This is a genomic window from Pseudomonas sp. TMB3-21, assembly GCF_054898145.1.
In genome coordinates, this window is sequence record NZ_CM142718.1 from 2,034,017 (window position 1) to 2,050,947 (window position 16,931).

The 16,931-nt window shown below is 59.9% G+C and carries 13 protein-coding genes; 10 read left to right on the plus strand and 3 right to left on the minus strand.

The genetic code is table 11. The features are described 5' to 3' along the window. Positions 1-8: 8 nt before the first annotated feature. Complete coding sequence (locus ACYZTS_RS09395; protein WP_028619956.1) at positions 9-410, minus strand: lysozyme inhibitor LprI family protein; 402 nt, start codon at positions 408-410, stop codon at positions 9-11. A 232-nt stretch (positions 411-642) separates the two neighbouring features. On the opposite strand from ACYZTS_RS09395, the gene ACYZTS_RS09400 reads away from it, so the two are divergent. The 6 genes from ACYZTS_RS09400 to etfB all read left to right on the plus strand — a co-directional run bounded on the left by ACYZTS_RS09400 (position 643) and on the right by etfB (position 8,444). Next, positions 643-1,620, plus strand: coding sequence for a dipeptidase (locus ACYZTS_RS09400; protein WP_461995518.1), 978 nt, complete (start codon positions 643-645; stop codon positions 1,618-1,620). A 158-nt stretch (positions 1,621-1,778) separates the two neighbouring features. Continuing rightward, positions 1,779-2,309, plus strand: a complete 531-nt coding sequence (locus ACYZTS_RS09405; protein ID WP_027606002.1) for a DUF5943 domain-containing protein — start codon at positions 1,779-1,781, stop codon at positions 2,307-2,309. A 15-nt stretch (positions 2,310-2,324) separates the two neighbouring features. Beyond that, positions 2,325-4,385, plus strand: a complete 2,061-nt coding sequence (gene dgcA / locus ACYZTS_RS09410; RefSeq protein WP_028619953.1) for a dimethylglycine demethylation protein DgcA — start codon at positions 2,325-2,327, stop codon at positions 4,383-4,385. Between the two features lie 103 nt (positions 4,386-4,488). Beyond that, positions 4,489-6,438 carry a dimethylglycine demethylation protein DgcB gene (gene dgcB, locus ACYZTS_RS09415; RefSeq protein ID WP_461995521.1) on the plus strand — a complete coding sequence of 650 codons (1,950 nt, stop codon included), beginning with the start codon at positions 4,489-4,491 and terminating at the stop codon, positions 6,436-6,438. Beyond that, complete coding sequence (gene etfA / locus ACYZTS_RS09420) at positions 6,438-7,658, plus strand: electron transfer flavoprotein subunit alpha (protein WP_461995523.1); 1,221 nt, start codon at positions 6,438-6,440, stop codon at positions 7,656-7,658. The genes dgcB and etfA overlap by 1 nt, the downstream gene beginning before the upstream one ends. 15 nt (positions 7,659-7,673) lie before the next feature. After that, entirely contained in the window at positions 7,674-8,444 is a 771-nt protein-coding gene (gene etfB, locus ACYZTS_RS09425) for an electron transfer flavoprotein subunit beta (RefSeq protein ID WP_461995524.1), read from the plus strand. Between the two features lie 906 nt (positions 8,445-9,350). On the opposite strand, the gene gbcA is transcribed toward etfB, so the two are convergent. Then, a complete protein-coding gene (gbcA, locus tag ACYZTS_RS09430; protein ID WP_028619949.1) occupies positions 9,351-10,646 on the minus strand; it encodes a glycine-betaine demethylase subunit GbcA in 1,296 nt (431 codons plus the stop codon). 295 nt (positions 10,647-10,941) lie between these two features. On the opposite strand from gbcA, the gene gbcB reads away from it, so the two are divergent. Further along, complete coding sequence (gbcB, locus tag ACYZTS_RS09435) at positions 10,942-12,042, plus strand: glycine-betaine demethylase subunit GbcB (protein WP_461995527.1); 1,101 nt, start codon at positions 10,942-10,944, stop codon at positions 12,040-12,042. Between the two features lie 187 nt (positions 12,043-12,229). On the opposite strand, the gene ACYZTS_RS09440 is transcribed toward gbcB, so the two are convergent. Then, positions 12,230-13,270 (minus strand): threonine aldolase family protein, encoded by a 1,041-nt coding sequence (locus ACYZTS_RS09440; RefSeq protein ID WP_028619947.1) that lies wholly within the window; start codon positions 13,268-13,270, stop codon positions 12,230-12,232. Positions 13,271-13,401: 131 nt separating this feature from the next. Between ACYZTS_RS09440 and ACYZTS_RS09445 the strand changes: the two genes are divergently transcribed. The 3 genes from ACYZTS_RS09445 (at position 13,402) to ACYZTS_RS09455 (ending at position 16,928) form a co-directional block, all read left to right on the plus strand. Further along, on the plus strand, positions 13,402-14,118 hold the full coding sequence (locus ACYZTS_RS09445) for a TraX family protein (protein WP_028619946.1): 717 nt from the start codon (positions 13,402-13,404) through the stop codon (positions 14,116-14,118). 284 nt (positions 14,119-14,402) lie between these two features. Beyond that, entirely contained in the window at positions 14,403-15,656 is a 1,254-nt protein-coding gene (glyA, locus tag ACYZTS_RS09450) for a serine hydroxymethyltransferase (protein WP_461995529.1), read from the plus strand. 21 nt (positions 15,657-15,677) lie between these two features. Next, positions 15,678-16,928: a sarcosine oxidase subunit beta gene (locus ACYZTS_RS09455; RefSeq protein WP_007947735.1), complete on the plus strand. Its 1,251-nt coding sequence runs from the start codon at positions 15,678-15,680 to the stop codon at positions 16,926-16,928. Positions 16,929-16,931: the final 3 nt, after the last annotated feature.

Consider the following 16,931-nt stretch of genomic DNA (forward strand, 5'->3'; position numbering starts at 1 on the left):
TCATGTTGTTACTCCTGCCCAATCAACTCCAAAAACTCCGACCGCTCATCACTCATCCGCGCCACGCAGTCATTCTGCGCAATCGTGAAGGCCTTGCTGCCGCTGGTCGCGGGGAATGCTTCCACGGCGCAATCGGCGTCACGGGTTTTCAGCCATTGTTGCTGGGCTGTCTTGAGTTTGGCGGTGATGTCGCTGAGCTGCGCCGGGTTGTCGCCATAAAGCGACTGCATGCGCTCGCCGAGGCTGAGGTAGTTTTCGCCAAGCAGGTTTTCGGCGGCGGATCGACTGTAGGCCGAGCATTCCAGTGTCTGCACGTCATTTTCGACGGCGTCGCAAGGGTTGATGTCGGACTCTTCAGCGGCCTGTACGCCGGTCGCTATCAGTGCCAAAGCCAGGAAGATCGATTTCATTGCGCCGCGCCTTTTTATTGTGCCTGTCCGGTGGTGCGGCGAATTCTGGCGTATGCGCGAGCCCTTGAACAGGTAGCCCGTGAGCTTGCGCGACGACCCTTTGTCGCGGATTGACGCTTTCGGCAATTCCCCTGTCGTTTTTGCACCCGGTCGTCACGGCACCGAAGCATATGCTGGCCCCAAAGCGCCGACACACGATTCGGCGTACGAATCGCCAAAAGGGGACTGCCTGATGAGCCCAGCCGAATTGCACGCCGACAGCATCATTATCGACGGGCTGATTATCGCCAAGTGGAACCGCGAGCTGTTTGAAGACATGCGCAAAGGCGGCCTCACTGCGGCTAACTGCACCGTGTCGGTGTGGGAAGGTTTTCAGGCGACCGTCAACAACATCGCCGCCAGTCAGAAACTGATCCGCGAAAACAGCGACCTGGTCATTCCGGTGCGCACCACTGCCGACATCCGCAAAGCAAAGGAGCAAGGCAAGACCGGCATCCTTTTCGGTTTCCAGAATGCTCATGCGTTTGAAGACCAGATCGGTTATGTCGAAGTGTTCAAGCAGCTCGGCGTCGGTATTGTGCAGATGTGCTACAACACGCAGAACCTGGTGGGCACCGGTTGCTACGAGCGTGATGGCGGCCTGTCGGGTTTCGGTCGCGAGATCGTCGCCGAGATGAACCGCGTCGGCGTCATGTGCGACCTGTCCCACGTCGGTTCGAAGACTTCCGAAGAAGTCATTCTCGAATCGAAGAAACCGGTCTGCTACTCGCACTGCCTGCCGTCAGGCCTGAAAGTCCACCCGCGCAACAAGTCCGATGAAGAGCTGAAGTTCATTGCCGATCACGGCGGCTTCGTCGGCGTGACCATGTTCGCGCCGTTCCTGGCCAAGGGCATTGATTCGACCATCGACGATTACGCCGAAGCCATCGAATACGTGATGAACATCGTTGGCGAAGACGCCATCGGCATCGGCACCGATTTCACTCAGGGCCACGGCCAGGACTTCTTCGAGTACCTGACCCATGACAAAGGCTATGCCCGCCGCCTCACCAGCTTCGGCAAGATCATCAACCCGCTGGGCATCCGCACCGTCGGCGAGTTTCCGAACCTGACCGAGACGCTGCTCAAGCGCGGCCATTCCGAGCGCGTCGTGCGCAAGATCATGGGCGAGAACTGGGTAAGCGTCCTCAAGGACGTCTGGGGCGAATAAGTCCCCGATTTCCTGTAGCAGCTGCCGAGGCACGAAGGCTGCGTCGGGCTGCGGAGCGGCCCCCCGAGGGCGGTCCTGCGGACCGCAACGCAGCCTTCGTGCCTCGGCAGCTGCTACAGACACGACATCACCACGAATTTTTCTGGAGTTAAGTTTCCATGGCCAAGATCGCCCCGCAATTGCCAATCGAAGTCGACAGCGAGACCGGTGTCTGGACGTCCGACGCCCTGCCGATGCTGTACGTACCGCGGCATTTTTTCGTCAACAACCACATGGGCATCGAGGAAGTGTTGGGCGCTGAAGCCTACGCCGAGATCCTGTACAAGGCCGGCTACAAATCCGCCTGGCACTGGTGCGAAAAAGAAGCTGAATGCCACGGCCTGGAAGGCGTCGCGGTGTTTGAGCACTACATGAAACGCCTGTCGCAACGCGGCTGGGGCCTGTTCAAGATTCAGGACATCGACCTCGACAAAGGCACTGCCAGCGTCAAGCTCGAACACTCGGCCTTCGTCTACGTGTACGGCAAGGTCGGACGCAAGGTCGACTACATGTTCACCGGCTGGTTTGCCGGTGCCATGGATCAGATTCTGCAAGCGCGCGGCAGCCAGATTCGCACCGTTGCCGAGCAAGTTTACGGTGGCTCTGAAGAAGGCCACGACGACGGTTTGTTCACCGTCAAGCCGTTGTAAGTCGAGGAACCCGTCATGGCTTTCGAAGCAATGTTCCAGCCGATCCAGATCGGCAAACTGACCATCCGCAACCGTGTGCTCAGCACCGCGCACGCCGAGGTCTACGCGACCGACGGCGGCATGACCACCGAGCGGTACGTCAAATATTACGAAGAGAAAGCCAAGGGCGGCATTGGCTTGGCCATCTGCGGCGGTTCGTCCGTGGTGGCGATCGACAGCCCGCAGGAATGGTGGAGCTCGGTGAACCTGTCGACCGACCGGATCATCCCGCACTTCCAGAACCTCGCCGACGCCATGCACAAGCACGGCGCCAAGATCATGATCCAGATTACCCACATGGGCCGTCGCTCGCGCTGGGACGGCTTCAACTGGCCGACCCTGATGTCGCCGTCTGGCGTGCGTGAGCCGGTGCACCGTGCCACCTGCAAAACCATCGAGCCGGAAGAAATCTGGCGGGTGATTGGTAACTATGCGCAGGCTGCGCGTCGGGCCAAGGCCGGTGGTCTGGACGGCGTCGAACTGTCGGCGGTGCACCAGCACATGATCGACCAGTTCTGGAGCCCACGCGTCAACAAACGTACCGATGAATGGGGCGGCAGTTTTGAAAACCGCATGCGCTTCGGTCTCGAAGTCTTGAAAGCCGTACGCGCCGAAGTCGGCCCCGATTTCTGCGTCGGTATCCGTCTGTGCGGTGACGAATTTCACCCGGACGGTTTGTCCCACGAGGACATGAAACAGATCGCCAAGTACTACGATGACACCGGCATGCTCGACTTCATCGGCGTGGTCGGCTCGGGCTGCGATACCCACAACACCCTGGCCAACGTTATCCCGAACATGAGTTATCCACCGGAGCCGTTCCTGCACTTGGCGGCCGGGATCAAGGAAGTGGTCAAGGCGCCGGTTCTGCACGCCCAGAACATCAAGGATCCGAACCAGGCGACGCGCATTCTCGAAGGCGGCTACGTCGACATGGTCGGCATGACCCGCGCGCACATCGCCGACCCGCACTTGATCGCCAAGATCAAAATGGGCCAGATCGATCAGATCAAACAGTGCGTCGGCGCCAACTATTGCATCGACCGTCAGTATCAAGGTCTGGATGTCTTGTGCATTCAGAACGCCGCAACCTCGCGGGAATACATGGGCCTGCCGCACATCATCGAAAAAACCACCGGGGTGAAACGCAAAGTGGTGGTGGTGGGTGCCGGCCCGGCCGGGATGGAAGCGGCGCGTGTTGCGGCTGAACGTGGCCACGACGTGACCCTGTTCGAGAAAAAGGAATTTATCGGCGGGCAGATCACCACGGCATCGAAAGCGCCGCAGCGCGACCAGATCGCCGGTATCACGCGCTGGTATCAGTTGGAGCTGGCGCGTTTGAAAGTCGATCTGCGCCTGGGCGTGGCGGCTGATGCGCCGACCATTCTCGATTTGCGTCCGGACGTGGTGGTGCTTGCGGTGGGCGGCCATCCGTTCGTTGAACAGAACGAGCACTGGGGCGCGGCGGAAGGCCTGGTGGTCAGCAGCTGGGACATCCTCGATGGCAAAGTCGCGCCGGCCAAGAATGTGCTGGTCTACGACACCATCTGCGAATTCACCGGCATGTCGACCGCCGACTACCTGGCCGACAAGGGCAGCCAGGTCGAGATCGTCACCGACGACATCAAGCCGGGCGTGGCCATGGGCGGCACGTCGTTCCCGACCTACTACCGCAGCATGTACCCCAAAGAAGTGATCATGACCGGCGACATGATGCTGGAGAAGGTTTATCGCGAAGGCGACAAGCTGGTCGCGGTGCTGGAGAACGAATACACCGGTGCGAAAGAGGAGCGGGTGGTCGATCAGGTGGTCATCGAAAACGGCGTGCGTCCGGACGAAGAAATCTATTACGCGATGAAGGAAGGCTCCCGCAACAAAGGTCAGATCGACGTCGAAGCCTTGTTCGCGATCAAGCCGCAACCTTGCCTGGAGCAGAGCGGCGACGGCTACTTGCTGTTCCGTATCGGCGACTGCGTGGCGCAGCGCAACGTGCATGCGGCTATCTATGACGCGCTGCGGTTGTGCAAGGATTTTTAAGAACAGTCACAAGCTGCAAGCTTCAAGCTGCAAGAAAGAGCGATGGGTGACCGGCTTTTACTTGCCGCTTTTGGCTTGAAGCTTGCCGCTTGAGGTGACTCCGATGTTGAACACCCTTCTTCCAATCCTGTTGTTCGCTGCCTTGGGCCTTGCTGCCCTTGGCGCGCTGCGCCGGGCAGCGATGTGGCGCCGGGGCCGGGCTTCCAAAGTCGACCTGATCGGTGGCCTGCTTGCCATGCCCAAGCGCTACATGGTCGATCTGCACCATGTGGTCGCGCGGGACAAATACATTGCCAACACCCACGTGGCCACGGCCGGCGGCTTTGTCCTGGCGGCGGTGCTGGCGATCCTGGTGCATGGTTTCGGCTTGCACAATCGCGTCCTTGGTGTCGCGCTGCTGATTGCCTCGGCGGTGATGTTTGTCGGCGCCATTTTCATGTTCATGCGCCGTCTGAATCCGCCGGCTCGTCTGTCCAAAGGCCCATGGATGCGACTGCCGAAAAGCCTGCTGGCGTTTTCGGTCTCGTTCTTCCTGTTGACCTTGCCGGTGGCCGGCGTGCTGCCGGCAAATTTCGGTGGCTGGTTGTTGGCGGCGATCCTTTTGGTCGGCGTGCTGTGGGGCGTTTCGGAATTATTCTTCGGGATGACCTGGGGCGGGCCGATGAAGCACGCCTTCGCCGGCGCGCTGCACTTGGCCTGGCACCGTCGCGCCGAACGTTTCGGTGGCGGTCGATCCACCGGTTTGAGACCACTGGACCTGAACGATCCAAGCGCACCATTGGGCGTGGAAAAGCCCAAGGATTTCACCTGGAACCAACTGCTCGGATTCGACGCTTGCGTGCAGTGCGGCAAGTGCGAAGCGGCGTGCCCGGCATTCGCTGCAGGGCAGCCGCTGAACCCGAAAAAACTGATTCAGGACATGGTCGTCGGCCTGGCCGGTGGCACCGATGCCAAATTTGCCGGCAGCCCTTATCCAGGTAAACCGGTCGGCGAACACGCCGGCAATCCGCATCAACCGATCGTCAACGGTCTGGTCGACGCCGAAACCCTGTGGTCGTGCACTACCTGCCGCGCCTGCGTCGAGGAATGCCCGATGATGATCGAGCATGTCGACGCCATCGTCGACATGCGCCGCCACCTGACCCTGGAAAAAGGTGCGACGCCGAACAAAGGCGCCGAAGTCCTCGAAAACCTGATTGCCACCGACAACCCGGGCGGATTCGCACCGGGCGGGCGGATGAACTGGGCGGCGGACTTGAACCTGAATCTGCTCAGTGAAAGGAAATCCGTCGACGTGTTGTTCTGGGTCGGCGACGGTGCCTTCGACATGCGTAACCAGCGCACCTTGCGCGCCTTCGTCAAAGTGCTGAAAGCGGCCAAGGTGGACTTCGCAGTGCTGGGCCTTGAAGAACGCGACAGCGGCGATGTGGCCCGACGTCTGGGCGACGAAGCGACTTTCCAGTTATTGGCCAAGCGCAACATCCTGACCCTGGCCAAGTACAGCTTCAATCGCATTGTTACCTGCGATCCGCACAGCTTTCATGTGTTGAAAAACGAGTACGGCGCCTTCGACGGCAATTACCTCGTGCAGCATCACAGCACTTACATGGCGGAAATCATCGGCGCGGGTGCGCTCAATCTCGGCCAGCACAAAGGCAGCAGCGTGACCTATCACGACCCGTGCTACCTCGGCCGCTACAACGGTGAATACGAGGCGCCACGTGAAGTGTTGCGCGCGCTCGGAATCGAGGTGAAAGAGATGCAACGCTCCGGATTCCGTTCGCGCTGCTGCGGGGGTGGCGGCGGTGCGCCGATCACCGACATTCCGGGAAGGCAACGCATCCCCGACATGCGCATGGACGACATCCGCGAAACCAGCGCCGAGCTTGTGGCCGTGGGCTGTCCACAGTGCACCGCGATGCTCGAAGGCGTGGTCGAACCGCGCCCGCTGATCAAAGACATCGCCGAACTGGTGGCCGACGCGTTGCTTGAAGACGCGCCAACCAACAAGCCGAATTCACCGGCCAAACGTGAACCTGCGGAGGCCCATTGATGAGCGACATTATCCGCCGCGACCCACGCGCCGAGTGGATCGCCCGCAACCGTCTGCACCCGCTGCACGCGGCCATGCAACCGCTGCAGCACAGCTGGATGGGGCCCAACGGCGTGATCCGCAAGAATCCCCATGGTATCGGTTTCATCGGCCCGAACGGGATCAAGCGTATCGACCGCAGCGGCGCGCAGCAGGGCGGGGCGAGCAAACGCTCGGCCGCGGTTGAAGTGCAATTGCCGCTGCATCAAGTGCCGCAACCGGCGTTCTACATCTGTGTGGTGCCGGACATGGTCGGCGGCCGCTTGAGCAGTCACGACCGCGATTTGCTTGGCCTGGCTCATCAGCTGGCCGGACAGGACGGCGCGGTGTTGGCGGTAGTCTTCGGTGAGCACAAAGAAATCAACTTCGCCAACGCCGGCGTCGATCGCGTGCTGGCGCTGGAAGGTGACGAGTTCAGCGGTTATGCACCTGAGCAACGTGTGCAGGGACTGCGAGCTGTGGATAACCAATTCAATCCTCGCCATTGGCTACTGCCTGATAGCCGCAGCGGCGGCGGTGAACTCGGTCGGCGTTTCGCCGCAGCACTGGGTGAACGCCCGGCCACGCGGGTCTGGCAGGTCAAGGATCAGCAGTGTATTGGCCGTGCCGGAGCCGGGTTGCAGGATTTGGCGCGTCCCGTTGCGCGTCTGATTCTGGCCTCAGCCGAATGCGCCGAACCGGTCAGCGAAACCCGTCATGAAGCTCTGGCGGTTGAGTTATCCACAACCGTAGCGCGCAGCCTGACGCGAATCGAAGATCTGGGCGCGGTGGCGGTAGATCCGGCTGCCATTCCGATGGCCGAGGCGGAATTCATTTTTTCCGGCGGCAATGGCGTCAAGGACTGGGCGCTGTTCCACAGGACCGCCCAGGCATTGGGTGCCACAGAGGGCGCGTCCCGTGTGGCGGTCGACGATGGCTTCATGGCGCGGGATCGCCAGGTCGGTGCGTCTGGCACCTGGGTCACGGCGCGGGTCTACGTGGCGGTGGGCATCTCCGGGGCGATCCAGCACCTGCAGGGCATTGGCGCTTGCGACAAGGTGGTGGCGGTCAATCTGGATCCGGGCTGCGACATGATCAAACGGGCCGACCTGTCGGTGATCGGTGAAAGTGCCGAGATTCTTCAGGCCTTGATCGATGCGGTCGCGGCTTACCGTAACGACGCCAAGCGCGATGCGGCATAAGGAAAGGAAAGGGTTATGAGCACAAAAATCATCAGCCTGGTGTCCATCGGCGCTCATCCAACCTCCGGTCGGCCACGTCGCGCGGAACAAGATGCGCGGGCTGTAGAACTTGGACTGCAGCTGGCAGGGGATAACTTGCAGGTGCTGCATGCTGGCGACGTGGCGGAACCGGCGTTGCGGGCATATTTGGGCATGGGCCTGGAACAGTTGCATGTGCTGGAACAACCGGCCGGCGCTGACGCGTTGCCAGCATTGACTGCGTATCTGCGCGAGGCCGGAGCACAGGTCGTGCTCACTGGCAGTCAGGCGGAAACCGGTGAGGGCTCCGGCATGCTGCCGTTCCTGCTGGCGGAAAACCTTGGCTGGCCGCTGGTGGTGGGGCTGGCCCAAGTGGAATCGATCGAAGGCGGTACGGCATTGGTTCTCCAGGCCTTGCCGCGGGGTCAGCGCCGTCGCTTGAAGGTGCGGCTGCCATTTCTTGCGACTGTGGATAATGCTGCGCCCAAGCCTCGACAGAGCGCTTATGGTCCGGCGCGACGGGGTGTTCTGCAGGTTGACGACGTGGAGGTCATCGACGATGAGCTGCTCACGGTTGCGACGTTGCAGTCGGCCAAACCCAGGCCGAAACGCTTGAAAGTCATCAAGGCCAAAAGCGGTGCCGACCGCATGAAAGCCGCGACCGCCAAGGCCAGCGGTGGCGGGGGGCAAGTGCTCAAGGGCGTCACCGCACAAGCGGGTGCCGAGGCTATCCTCAAATTGCTGATTGAAGAAGGCGTGGTCAGGTAAGGCAACGAGTCTGCACCTCGCTTATGTAGCAGCTGCCGAGCCAGCGAGGCTGCGTTCGAGCGCGAAGCGGTCGCCTAAGATGACATGACCCTGCGCGACGGTGGTACCTGGTTTGACGAGCACTTCGTCCTCGGACGCAGCCTCGCAGGCTCGGCAGCTGCTACAGGTTTACTCACAATTGCTGTGAGTGTACCTGTGGATAACATGTTCATCCTTGTCCACAGTCCCTGTAAACCCGGCCATGCAGGCCTCGGTACGAAAAACAACCAGGCTAACCTACGGTTTTGTCGGGTTATTTTTGAACATCGCGCTGTTGAACTGACGATACTTGCCCCCAATTCCTGTTGGCGCTTCTGTGGATAAGATGTTCGCGAACGTCTGCAGCCAATACCCAGCGGCGCTTTCAGGGAGTTGATCATAAGTTGATCAATTGTGCTTTTTTAATCCTGGATGCGCCCCGAAAGGCCCAATTCACGCGGTTGTCAGCGGTTTTCCACAGCCTGGGAAAAGTTGCCCCCAAACTCTGTTGGTGGTTCTGTGGATAAGGTGTTCGCCATCGTCTACAGGCCTTGTTATCCGGGGCTTTCAATTGGCTGGTTACTATTTAACCAATACTCAAGCCAAACCGTAGTCCGGGATAAGTCACGGTTTTTATTCGCCTTTTTACGAAGAATATGGACGACATGGCGCACTTGTCCCCAATAGCTGTGGGCGGACGTGTGGATAAGTTGTTTGCGGAAGGCTGAGGGGCTGGTGATTATGGGGTGTGGGGCAGTTGATTAGATTTTGTGCAACCACGGCCGGGAGATGTGCTGAATATAAAGTCGCTATCGCGAGCAGGCTCACTCCTACAGGAGTAACTCATTCCAAATGTAGGAGTGAGCCTGCTCGCGATGCTTTTTGCTGTTAACCCTGAACCGGCACACCTTTGAGATAAGCCGCCGGCTCGGCCCCAAGATTGTTCAGCAAACGTTCGCTATACCAATCGACAAAATTCACCACACCAAATTCATACGTCTTGGAGTAAGGGCCAGGTTGATATGCCGTGGAGTTGATCCCGCGCTGGTTCTCTTCCGCCAGGCGACGGTCCTGGTCGTTGGTTGCATCCCACACCTGACGCATGCGGTCGACGTCGTAATCCACGCCTTCAACGGCGTCCTTGTGTACAACCCATTTGGTGGTGACCATGGTTTCCTGGGCGCTGATCGGCCACACGGTGAACACGATGATGTGGTCGCCCATGCAGTGGTTCCACGAATGCGGCAGGTGCAGGATGCGCATAGAACCCAGGTCCGGGTTTTTGATGCGGCCCATCAGTTTGGCGCAGCCCTGTTTGCCGTCGAGGGTCATCGACACGGTCCCCTTGAGCAGCGGCATGCGCACGATGCGGTTGCGCAGGCCGAAGCTGGCGTGAGCGTAAGGAATCTTCTCGGCTTCCCACGCGGCGGCAGACGCCGCGACATGATCCTTGAAGGCCTGGTCGGCGCGCGGGTCGGTGACGTCGTCCCATTCCAGCAGGGTCTTCAGCAGTTCCGGATGCGACGCGTTGCAGTGGTAGCATTCGCGATTGTTTTCCAGCACCAGTTTCCAGTTGGCTTTCTCGATCAAGGTGGTGGTGATCGCCACCTTGGTGTTCTCCATGTCGTACGGTTCCATGTAATGGTTTAGCGTCGACAAAAAGTCATCAATGGCCGGCGGATTTTCCGACAGGCTGATGAAGATGTAGCCGCCTGCGGTCTTCACATTCACCGGTTTCAAACCGTATTGCTTCATGTCGAAGTCGGCACCCATTTCTGTACCGGCGAATAACAGGCGACCGTCCAGCTCGTACGTCCACTGGTGGTAGTGGCACACGAGTTTGGCAACCTTGCCTTTTTCGCTGGTACACAGGCGCGAGCCGCGGTGACGGCAGACGTTGTGGAACGCATGCACGACGCCCTCGGCGCCGCGAATCACGATGATCGGATTCTTGCCGATCTGCAGGGTCAGGTAATTGCCCTTGCCAGGGATTTCGCAGGTCATGCCAGCGATCAACCACTCTTTCTGAAAAATCTCCTGCATATCGATATCAAACAGCCGCTCGTCAGAGTAAAACGGCTGCGGCAGCGAGAACGTGCGCTCACGCTCTTGCAGCATCTGTGCGGTGGCCTTGCGTGCTGGTTCCAGCGGATCGCCCAAGCTGATTTTTGCGGTGACGTCCATCGATTTGATCCTCATGGCCATTCTGTGTGGCCGGCGAAAGTGGCTAATCAGGTTGCTGTTCGGAATAGCTACGCAAGGTGTAATGAATGTGTATTGGTTTGCAGCGAGTGTGGGGCCGACGCACACCAGAACCTTATCCACGAACGACATGGCCCACTCTGTTCCCGACGCGCAACTCCCGGTAGTTGGGGCCTGGTCGCGATAAGTATGTGAATGTCGCAGATAGGTAAATGGGCGATCTGCGCTATACGCAGAATCGCCACCATAAGGCCGAGCATCGGCGGTGGAGAACAGCATGTCCAACAGCTTCCTGAATCCGGTAACGACCCAGACCTGGGCCAATGGTCGACACATCGTCCGTTGCGTCAAAGTCATCCAGGAAACCTGGGATGTGCGCACCTTCTGCTTCATGGCCGACCAACCGATTCTGTTCTTCTTCAAACCCGGACAATTCGTCACCCTGGAGCTGGAAATCGAAGGTGTGCCGATCATGCGCTCCTACACCATTTCCAGTTCGCCTTCCGTGCCTTACAGCTTTTCGGTGACGATCAAGCGCGTGCCGGGCGGCAAGGTGTCGAACTGGTTGCACGACACGCTGCACGAAGGCCAGGAGCTGGCGGTGCACGGTCCGGTCGGCTTGTTCAACGCGATGGATTTCACCGCGCCCAAGGTTTTGTATCTGAGCGGTGGGGTCGGCATTACACCGGTCATGTCGATGGCGCGCTGGTTCTATGACACCAACGGCAACGTTGACATGGTGTTTATCCACAGCGCCCGCTCACCGAAAGACATCATTTATCACCGCGAGCTTGAACACATGGCGTCGCGGATCGACAACTTCAGTCTGCACCTGATTTGCGAGAAGCATGGCCTGGGCGAACCGTGGGCCGGTTATCGCGGCTACCTGAACCAGAAAATGCTTGAGCTGATGACGCCTGATTACCTTGAGCGCGAAGTTTTCTGCTGCGGCCCGACGCCGTACATGAACGCGGTCAAGCGCATGCTCGAAGCGGCCGGGTTTGACATGTCGCGCTATCACGAAGAATCGTTCGGCGCGACACCGCCGGAAGCTCGCGCCGATGCGGTGGAGCAAGCCGAAATCGCTGCCGATGCACCGGAACTCGACGTGGCGGATCTGCATCAGGTGGAATTCGTCTCATCGGGCAAAAGCATTCACGTGGCCCCGGGCGAGACCGTTCACGCCGCTGCGGCCAAGGTTGGCTTGCTGATTCCCAAGGCCTGCGGCATGGGCATTTGCGGGACGTGCAAGGTGTTGAAGCTGGGCGGCGAAGTCGAGATGGAGCACAACGGCGGGATCACCGAAGAGGACGAAGCGGAAGGGTTCATTTTGTCGTGCTGCAGCGTGCCGAAGGGCGATGTGCGGATTGAGTTCTGACCTTGCTGATTTGATCACTTCCGTGAACGCGCTTGTGTGTAGCAGCTGGCGAAGCCTGCGTTCGGCGGCGCAGCCGTCGTAAATCCATTAAACGCGGTGTACCTGACACACCGCGTTGTTTGATCTTACGACGGCTGCGCCGCCGAACGCAGGCTGCGCCAGCTGCTACAGAGTGCGCTGCGGAGGTTTACCGAGCCATCACTTCGCGGATGTCTGAAGCCAACTCGCGCACGCGCTCTTCTTCCGTGTCCCATGAGCACATGAAGCGTGCGCCGCCGTTGCCGATGAAGGTGTAGAAGCGCCAGCCTTTGGCAGTCAGCGCGGCGATGGCCGGTTCCGAGAGTTGCAGGAACACGCCGTTGGCCTGTACCGGGAACATCAGTTCCACGTCAGGGATGTCGCTCACCAGTTCGGCCAGCAACTGCGCGCAGTGGTTGGCATGGCGGGCGTATTTGAGCCAGGCGTCGTTTTCCAGAATCCCGACCCAGGGTGCCGAGAGGAAGCGCATCTTCGAGGCCAGTTGCCCTGCCTGTTTGCAGCGGTAATCAAAGTCTTCGGCCAGTTTGTGGTTGAAGAACAGGATCGCCTCACCCACGGCCATGCCGTTCTTGGTGCCGCCAAAGCACAGCACGTCTACACCCGCTTTCCAGGTCAAATCAGCCGGCGTGCAGCCGAGGTACGCGCAGGCGTTTGAGAAACGCGCGCCGTCCATGTGCAGGTTCAGGCCGAGCTCTTTGCAGGTGACGCTGATCGCGCGGATTTCTTCCGGGGTATAGACACTGCCGACTTCGGTGGCCTGAGTCAGGGTCACAACGCGCGGTTTCGGGTAGTGGATATCCTGACGCTTGAGGGCCACTTCGCGGATCGACTCAGGGGTCAGCTTGCCGTTTTCGGTGCGGGCCACGAGCAGTTTCGAGCCGTTGGAGAAAAACTCCGGCGCGCCGCATTCGTCGGTTTCAACGTGGGCGGTTTCCGAGCAGATCACGCTGTGGTAACTCTGGCACAGCGACGACAGCGCCAGCGAGTTGGCTGCCGTGCCGTTGAAGGCGAAAAATACTTCGCAGTCGGTTTCGAACAGTTTGCGGAATTCATCGGACGCGCGTGCGGTCCATTCATCGTCGCCATAGGCGCGCTGGTGGCCGTGATTGGCCTGCTCCATGGCAGCCCAGGCTTCAGGGCAAATGCCAGAGTAGTTATCGCTGGCGAATTGTTGGCTCTTGTCGGTCATGGCCGGCTTCCGTGATCGAGGCTCTTATGGTGAAGAGCGTCGTGGTCAATGATGGTGCGCACTTTACCGAAGATCGTCCGGGGAGCACACGGGATGTTGCTGTCAGAAAAATACACGGGTGACGGGCAATTATGCACATGACTCAGCGGGACGGGGCGCTGGATCTGCTCAAGTGGCTGGCGTTGCTGAGTATGGTGCTCGATCACCTGCGATATGTCGGTTATTCCGTCGATATTCTGTATGTCCCGGGTCGCCTGGCCTTTCCGTGGTTTTGCCTGGCGATGGCGGCGAATCTGGCGCGGCCTCGCGCAGTCACTGCAGATGGGCAGTGGCGCTATTTGCTGTGGTTGCTGCTGTTCAGCGCCATCAGCGAAATTCCTTACCGGATGTTTATTCCTGATCCCGACACGCTGAACGTGATGCCGACGCTGGCGCTTGGCTTGCTGGTGGCGCGGGGCTGGCAGCATCACGCGTTGCAATCGCGACTGCTGGCGCTGGGTGCCTTGATCGTTGCAGCGCTTTTTTCCGAGCGCCTGATGTTCGGGTTTTTCGGGGTGCTGCTACCGCTGGCGACGCTGTTGGTGATCAGACGGTCCTGGTTTTTCAGTCTGCTCCCCGGGGTGGTGTGCCTGGCTGCGAATCAGTGGGAGGTGTTGTATCACTCCGCACGGTTTGGCAATGCGCCCGCCATTCTGGGCCTCGTCACCTGCCTGTTTGCGCCTTTGATGGGAATGTTCTTGTTGCGCCACGCCAAAGCCCTGCGCCCGCCACCCATGCGGCGCTGGGCGTATGCGCTGTATCCCGTGCATTTTCTGCTGCTACTCGCAGTGCGACAGGCCATCGCATAACCCTGTGGGAGCGAGCCTGCTCGCGATGGCGGCGGGTCAGCCGACATCAATGTCGAATATGAAGCCGCTATCGCGAGCAGGCTCGCTCCCACGGGGGATTTGCGCCGGTTCAAAGACTGTGCCCGGCCTGCCATTCGCCGCCATGTCGTAAACGCACCTTTGCGTGGCGTCCGTAGGCATTTGGCCTGTCTGCGCCGGTCATACCATCGAATCCAAAGGGCACTGCCGAAAGGTACGTGCCTCACCGAGACGAATGGCGCACCGCCGCCGCTGGGAGAGACGCGATGTTCAGCAAGCAAGACCAGATCCAGGGTTATGACGATGCACTGCTGGCGGCGATGAATGCCGAGGAGCAACGCCAGGAAGATCACATCGAGCTGATCGCGTCCGAGAACTACACCAGCAAACGCGTCATGGAAGCGCAGGGCAGCGGCCTCACCAACAAGTACGCCGAAGGGTATCCGGGCAAGCGCTACTACGGCGGCTGCGAGCACGTCGACAAAGTTGAAGCCCTGGCCATCGAGCGCGCCAAGCTACTGTTTGGTGCCGATTACGCCAACGTCCAGCCGCACTCCGGCAGTCAGGCCAACGCAGCTGTTTACCTCGCCTTGCTCAACGCCGGTGACACCGTGCTCGGCATGAGCCTGGCCCACGGCGGTCACCTGACCCACGGCGCCAAAGTCAGCTTCTCCGGCAAACTCTACAACGCCGTGCAGTACGGCATCGACACCAGCACCGGCCTGATCGACTACGACGAAGTCGAACGTCTGGCCGTCGAGCACAAGCCGAAAATGATCATTGCCGGGTTCTCGGCTTATTCGAAGACCCTCGACTTCCCGCGCTTTCGCCAGATCGCTGACAAAGTAGACGCGTACTTCTTCGTTGATATGGCCCACGTGGCCGGTCTGGTGGCTGCGGGTCTGTACCCGAACCCGCTGCCATACGCCGACGTAGTCACCACCACCACGCACAAAACCCTGCGCGGTCCACGTGGCGGTCTGATCCTGGCCAAGGCCAACGAAGAGCTGGAAAAGAAATTCAACGCAGCGGTGTTCCCGGGCGGCCAGGGCGGCCCGCTGATGCACGTCATCGCCGGTAAAGCGGTGTGCTTCAAGGAGGCGCTTGAGCCAGGTTTCAAGGCCTACCAACAACAAGTGATCGACAACGCTCAGGCCATGGCCGGCGTGTTTATCAAACGCGGCTACGATGTAGTGTCCGGCGGCACGGATAACCACCTGTTTCTGGTCAGCCTGATCCGTCAGGGCCTCACCGGTAAAGAAGCGGACGCAGCCCTTGGTCGTGCGCACATCACCGTCAACAAAAACGCCGTGCCGAATGACCCGCAGTCGCCATTCGTGACCTCCGGCCTGCGCATCGGCACCCCGGCGGTGACCACGCGCGGCTTCAAGGTGACCCAATGCGTGACGCTGGCCGGATGGATTTGCGACATCCTCGACAACCTCGGCGATGCCGACGTCGAAGCCAATGTCGCCCAGCAAGTGACGGCCCTGTGCGCAGACTTCCCGGTTTATCGCTGAGCGGTTTTGGAGTAAATGACTATGCAACGCTATTCCGGCTTCGGCCTCTTCAAACACTCGCTCAGCCATCATGAAAACTGGCAGAAAATGTGGCGCACGCCGACCCCGAAAAAAGTCTACGACGTGGTCATTGTCGGCGGTGGCGGGCATGGTCTCGCCACGGCTTACTACCTGGCCAAAGAACACGGCATCACCAATGTGGCTGTGGTCGAGAAAGGCTGGCTAGGCGGCGGTAACACCGCGCGCAACACCACCATCGTGCGCTCCAACTACCTGTGGGACGAGTCGGCGCATCTTTACGAACACGCGATGAAATTGTGGGAAGGCCTCTCGCAGGACCTGAACTACAACGTGATGTTCTCTCAGCGTGGCGTTTACAACCTGTGCCACACCCTGCAGGACATCCGTGATTCCGAGCGTCGGGTCAGCGCCAACCGCCTCAACGGCGTCGACGGCGAACTGCTCGATGCCAAACAAGTAGCCGACGAAATCCCGTACCTCGACTGCTCGAAGAACACCCGCTACCCGGTGATGGGCGCCACCGTCCAGCGTCGTGGCGGCGTGGCCCGTCACGATGCCGTGGCGTGGGGCTTTGCGCGTGCCGCCGACGCGCTCGGCGTGGACCTGATCCAGCAGACCGAAGTGATCGGTTTCCGCAAGGAAAACGGTGTGTGCATCGGCGTTGAAACCAACAAGGGTTTCATCGGCGCCAAGCGCGTCGGCGTGGTGACGGCCGGTAACTCCGGGCACATGGCCAAGCTCGCCGGTTTCCGTCTGCCGATCGAATCCCACCCGCTGCAAGCGTTGGTGTCCGAGCCGATCAAACCGATTATCGACAGCGTGATCATGTCCAACGCCGTGCACGGTTACATCAGTCAGTCCGACAAGGGCGACCTGGTGATCGGCGCCGGTATCGACGGCTACAACGGTTACGGCCAGCGCGGTTCGTACCCGGTGATCGAGCACACCATTCAGGCCATCGTCGAGATGTTCCCGGTGTTGTCCCGCGTGCGCATGAACCGTCAATGGGGCGGCATCGTCGACACCACGCCCGATGCTTGCCCGATCATCTCGAAAACCCCGGTCCCGAACATGTTCTTCAACTGCGGCTGGGGCACCGGTGGGTTTAAGGCCACACCTGGCTCGGGCAACGTATTTGCCGCGAGTCTGGCCAAGGGTGAAATGCACCCGTTGGCCGCACCTTTCTCCATCGACCGTTTCCACAACGGTGCGTTGATCGATGAACACGGCGCTGCTGCGGTCGCCCACTAACAG